This window comes from Xanthovirga aplysinae (genome assembly GCF_009711365.1).
Classification (GTDB): domain Bacteria; phylum Bacteroidota; class Bacteroidia; order Cytophagales; family Cyclobacteriaceae; genus Xanthovirga; species Xanthovirga aplysinae.
Genome location: NZ_SMMB01000932.1, coordinates 1 through 5,601, shown reverse-complemented (window position 1 = coordinate 5,601; position 5,601 = coordinate 1). Strand labels below are relative to the sequence as shown.

Annotated in this window: 5 protein-coding genes; 2 read left to right on the top strand and 3 right to left on the bottom strand. The window is 33.3% G+C overall.

Features of this window, described 5'->3' with window-relative positions; all coding sequences use genetic code 11:
* Window positions 1-454, top strand: a 454-nt coding sequence (locus tag E1171_RS08410) for a DinB family protein (protein WP_155205564.1), incomplete at its 5' end; no start/stop codon positions are given.
* A 42-nt stretch (window positions 455-496) separates the two neighbouring features.
* The gene (locus tag E1171_RS08405; RefSeq protein WP_155205563.1) at window positions 497-1,252 is read left to right on the top strand and encodes a hypothetical protein; all 756 of its coding nucleotides are present in this window, start codon (window positions 497-499) and stop codon (window positions 1,250-1,252) included.
* A gap of 366 nt (window positions 1,253-1,618) precedes the next feature.
* On the opposite strand, the gene E1171_RS08400 is transcribed toward E1171_RS08405, so the two are convergent.
* The 3 genes from E1171_RS08400 to E1171_RS08390 form a co-directional block, all read right to left on the bottom strand.
* Window positions 1,619-2,191, bottom strand: coding sequence for a sugar O-acetyltransferase (locus E1171_RS08400; protein ID WP_155205562.1), 573 nt, complete (start codon window positions 2,189-2,191; stop codon window positions 1,619-1,621).
* A gap of 1,026 nt (window positions 2,192-3,217) precedes the next feature.
* A complete protein-coding gene (locus tag E1171_RS08395) occupies window positions 3,218-3,922 on the bottom strand; it encodes a LytR/AlgR family response regulator transcription factor (protein WP_155205561.1) in 705 nt (234 codons plus the stop codon).
* A gap of 16 nt (window positions 3,923-3,938) precedes the next feature.
* A complete protein-coding gene (locus E1171_RS08390; RefSeq protein WP_155205560.1) occupies window positions 3,939-4,961 on the bottom strand; it encodes a sensor histidine kinase in 1,023 nt (340 codons plus the stop codon).
* Between the last annotated feature and the right edge of the window lie 640 nt (window positions 4,962-5,601).

The window sequence follows — 5,601 nt, the reverse complement described above, 5'->3', positions numbered from 1 at the left end:
AGGAAGAACGGAGCGATTATTTCAATACATACCTGAAGATAAAATAGAGTGGACTTATCAAGCTGGAAAATTCACAATTGGTGATATTATTCGTCATTTGGCCCTGATCGAAAGGAAAATGTATGTGGAAAATATTCAACAAAGGCCAAGTCTGTATAATGGCTGTGGGATTGAATATGCTAATGGATTTGAGGAAGTGATTCAATTCTATAGGAATATGCACCAGGAATCTTTGGCAATCTTTTCTAAACTAAGCAATGCTGATTTAAAGGAAAAAAGCCTCACTCCTGGAGGTGTAAAAATTACTAACTGGAAATGGTTACGAGCAATGGTTGAACATGAAGTACATCATCGTGGACAGATTTATATTTATTTGGGAATGTTAAATGTCAAAACACCACCTATATATGGACTGACATCTGAGGAAGTAATTGCCAACAGTGCAAAAGAATAAGGAAAGACAAATTTTCCGCTAACTTGAATAATTTGGATCAATATGTATAAGTTTCTTTTGATTATAATGCTGCTGGGCTATCAAATTAATTTGGGCCAATCAGATAAGAAATTCATGATATCTATTCCAACTGCCGAAAAAGAAGCAGAATATGTATGGTCCTTGATTGAAGAAATATCATTTTATGAAAAGAATGGGTATGCATTAAGCTTACCTTACCATCCTCTGATAGATTCATTAGTGATCAAATCAAAGAACAAACAATTAGTTGAAGAAGATTATGTCAACCTTTTATTCCTAATGAAAGAGAAGGTATATAAAAAGTCAGATTATGAGTTGAGTCAAAATGAAGTATTAAGCAATCTAGTTGATTTGCAAAAAATGCTTAAGAGAATCAAGAAAGAAAATTGGTCGTGGAGTTTTAAGGAATTCGAACGCTATGAAATAAAGCTGACTCTTTATGGACCGGGAGGAAGTTATAATCCGGACGAAGGATCAATTTTGCTTTTTACAACAAAAGAAGGAACCTATAAGAATTATTCAGCATCTGTTCCGACCTTAATTCATGAGATCGTGCATCTAGGGATTGAGGAATCAATCGTAGGGAAATATGAACTATCCCATTGGACCAAAGAAAGAATTGTTGATAAAATAGTGGTCAATATGTTTGGAGATGAATTACCTGAATATAAAATTCAATCAATGGGAAATCAAGAAATTGATCAATATCTGATGAGCTTAGGAGATCTTGGGAAATTGGATCAAGTCCTAGAATCATATCTGAACTTAAAGAATTGAAAAACCAATGCAGACGTTTTACATAACGGAAATATTTACGAGGCATCCATCCTCCAAACGGCTGATATGAATAATACGGCACTATTAACCAAACCGGTATGAACAATAAGGCAGCAATTAGGGTCCTCCACTAAGGCAAGAGTCTATTTATTCAGAGAAATACGGAGGCATTTAAAAGGCAAATCGCTAGTAATTTGCGGCCTCTTTAATTTATAGAGATGTAAGGGGAATCAATCGACTAAGACAGGTCAAGTAAAAAACCAAGTATATAAAAATGCCCTTTTTTGACTCTATCTAGATCCGGCTTTTTTTTTAAATCTACCCTTCTCAAAAATTTTAATTTCTTTTAAGAAATCTTCATAAATGTTAAATTTCTTTTATTACCTTACAGGGGTTTCCAAAGGCAAGCATATTGTCAGGAACGTCTTTAGTAACTACACTACCTGCTCCTATAGTTACATTATCCCCTATGTTAACATCGGGAAAAATTATTGAATTTCCTCCAATCCAAACATTGTCTCCAATTTTTATGGGTTTAGCAAAAGTTAGGCTCCGAGACTCTAAGCCTTTTCCAATAATTCTTTCGGAAGCACTTACTGGATGACTTGCAGTATAAATTTGAACATAAGGTCCTATTAGTCCATTTTTACCAATTGATATTTTATTGTCATCTAAAAATATACAATTAGTATTGATAACTGTCTTTTGCCCAATTGAAATATTAATTCCGAATTTGCAAAAAAATGGTGTTTCAAGCCAAACCCCATAACCTTTATGCTCAAAAAGCGCTGCTAGAACTCTTTCTTTTTCTTGGTTTTGTTCAAAATCAAGATTATTATACTCCTTCAGTAATTTTTTTGCATTGTGATATATTTTTAGCAATTCAGGATCTAATGGATTGTAATAATCCCCTTTAAGCATTTTTTCCTTTTCTGTCATATTTCCTTAAAATGTAGTAACTCATAATGCCCGTTAACATTTATGTAAACCAAATAATGTGGTTTATCCATACTATAGACTTTAAGTTTAAGGCTGTCGTCTATATCAAAAATGGGGGATTACGGAGTTATTTGCAGAAATACCGTAATTCTAAGACCTAATTATATTTATAGGCAATTTATCCTCACACAGCCTATGCTAAAGATACTGAAAAAATGTATAGGATAGACTTACAAATCTGTAGATTATTGGTATTCCGTAATTGTGGCATATTTCTTCTATGTGAAGGTCGAAAGTCTGAAGTGGCCAAATGCTTAAGTGCATCTGTCAGTGCCTCAAATTAATGGCAGGTTGACAAGATTTTTAAACAACTTAGGTAAAGACAACGTATTACCCCATATTTACCTTAACTTTATGGCAATGATCTTTGGATGGCAATTGTGGTATTAGAAAAACCCTACGACTTGCAAAATGTAGGATTTTGAAATATTAAAGAAAGCATGCTATTAGAAGAGTTCATAAAGACAAATTAGAAGATGAAGGAAACCAAGCTTATGAATTTTTATCATTATTTTTGAAGAGTTAGAAACAGCATCTACTTTTAAAAGAGGAAAATAATATGGAATTTTTAAAGGATATTGGAATAGCAGGTTTTCTGTTTTTTCTTATAAAAGGAATTTTATGGCTTGTTTTGTTTGCCTTGGTATACTTTGGATGGGTTGATAAGAAAAAGGTAGAAGCTATCAAATCTAAAATTTCATTTTGGAAGAAAAGGAAAAGGTCCAAAAAGGATTCAGTAATTGATAAATAATTAATACAAATTCTACTCACTTAAGGATAAAAAGAGACCAATCGAATTGACGGTTTTTCCATATTTAGGTAAGGGAGTGCGCCTTATACACTATCCTACGTACGATCCACATCGCAACCCGACTACACTCTAAATGGATGCGATTTCTCCGATTAAGGGTATTTTACTTCATCCCATTCCTGTCACATCTTTAGGCTAGGTGTGTATTGGTTACATTATCCTTTGATGAAATTTAACCCCTCCATAAGTTGGATCCGGTAAGTACGGCCTATTGGAAGTTCTTTGCATGAGATTTTTAGAAATTCTCTTTCCACTTGGTCTATATGCAACAAGGAAATAGCATAACTCTTGTGGATTCTCAGGATGTAATTCGGGAAAATTTCTTCTAAATCTGTCAAAGTCTGTCTACTTAGAACACGTTTCTCCTTGGTATGAAAAATGACATAGTTTTCATCCTTTTCTAAATATAAAATCTCCTTCCATGAAAGTTTATGAGTGATTGGGCCACTTTTTACATAGACAATATCAGAAAAATCAGAGTGCTGTTCTAAAGGCGAAGTGACATTCTTTTGTTGTTTCAATAGTTTTTCACAGGCTCTAAGAAATCTTGGAAAACTAATGGGTTTAAGCAAATAATCAACAGCCTCTAAATTGAAGCCTTCCACAGCATACTCAGGATAGGCCGTAGTGAAAATTACTTGGGGAGGCCGGCTAATACTTTTATATAATTCCAGACCTGATAAAACGGGCATATTGATGTCCAGAAATAAAATGTCCACCTCATTTTCTTGCAAATAGTTAAAGGCCTTGAGCGAGTCCCTTGCCGATCCTTTTAATTCTAAAAAATCAATTTTCCGGATGTAACTGCTTAATAGATCTATGGCCTTTGCTTCATCTTCTATTATATAAGCTTTTAACATAAAGAGTAAATTTAACTTATTTTAAATCGACCTCCAGTTCTGAAACATAATAGGCACCTTCTTGCCTTATGCTAAAACGATGACCTTCGGGGTAAACTATTCTTAATCTGTCTTTCACATTCTCTAAACCAATTCCCTGGTCCTTCATTTTATTAGTAGACTTTTCAAAAAAGGTATTCATTATTTTAAAATGTAATTGGTAAGCAGTGACAGATAAAGTAATACTAACCAAGCATTTTTGCTCAGGCTTTACCCCATGTTTAAAGGCATTTTCAACTAGGGGAAGTAATATAACTGGGGCAACCTTCCTACCTTTGATATCCCCAGTGATTTTAAAGGATAGGGTAGTATCGTCCGTTTCTGCCATACGTAGTTGCTGAATATCTATATAATCCTGAATCAACTTTATTTCTTTTTCCAGAGGTACCAAATCTGAATTACTATCATAGGTGAGGTATTTCATGATGCCTGAAAGGTTTTCTATTCCAGCAGCAATTTCAGATTGACCTTTTTGTACGGCCATGCTATAAATATTGTTCAAAGCATTGAATTGAAAATGAGGGTTAACCTGGGCTCTTAAAAAGGAAAGTTTTGACTTCAGGTTTTCTTCAGCCAACTTATGTTTACTTCGTTCTTGTTTTTGATATAATTCAAAAAACCGGATTAAGGAGGCTAATCCCATGGCCGAAAGTAATAGATAGGTATTTCTAATATTGGCCATAGGGCTGAAAAAATGCTCTCCCCAATCCATAATGAAATTAATAAGAAGGCGGTCTACCAAGGTAGTCAGCGTCAATAATAGTAAAAAAGACAAAGAAAATTTGAGGTACTGCTTTTCACGAATAAGGTATTTGGGAAGGATAAAATAGACCAGGAAATAGGTGGAGGCCATGATTAATGGAAGGCGCTTCATCGTATACCCAATATTTAATAAGCAGCGATCAGGACAATTTATGTGGGTATAGGTCCAATCGGTAATAAAATCGGTCCAAAAGGCAAATATCACCCAAAATAATATATGTATTACTATTTGTTTCATCCCCTAATTTATTCATACCCTTTGGAAAAGGTTCTAAAAATGATGTCAACGGTAAAAAAAAATAGTTTAACGACATCTATGTTCTTTCAGACCTAAAAATTTGACCTAGATAACAAATTTCGGGATTATTAAAATTTTTCTAATAGTTTTGATGAAAGAAAAATAAATACTTCAAAGCTATATATGGATTTGTCTGATAAATATAGTTCTAGAATATGAAAGGATTAAATGAAATTTACTACATAAACTGAAGCTACCTTAATTTAATTCGAGAAATAAAAAATGATTATTTGAGTATTTGCAGAGTTATCTTTTTTGGTTTTAATAATTTCTTTTATTGAGCTGCTTTTTTGCCTTTAATTAGGTAATGATTGTTAGGAGTTAAAATCAGAAAAGTTTGTCGATCCTATGACGAGTATCTAGAGCTGTAAATGTCCAGGAAGGGTAGTCTCCCTTATGAAATTACTTTTTATGGTAAATTTAATTTCTTTCACCAATTTTTATTATGGGTTAACTTAAGTCTTTAAGGTTTCTGGAAAAAGCATTTAAATTCAAGTGAAATTAAATGCTTATATTTAAAAGGTTAGAGCCGTGTAAGGAACCCAAAAAAACAGTATTGGGGTAGGTAAAAACATGGACT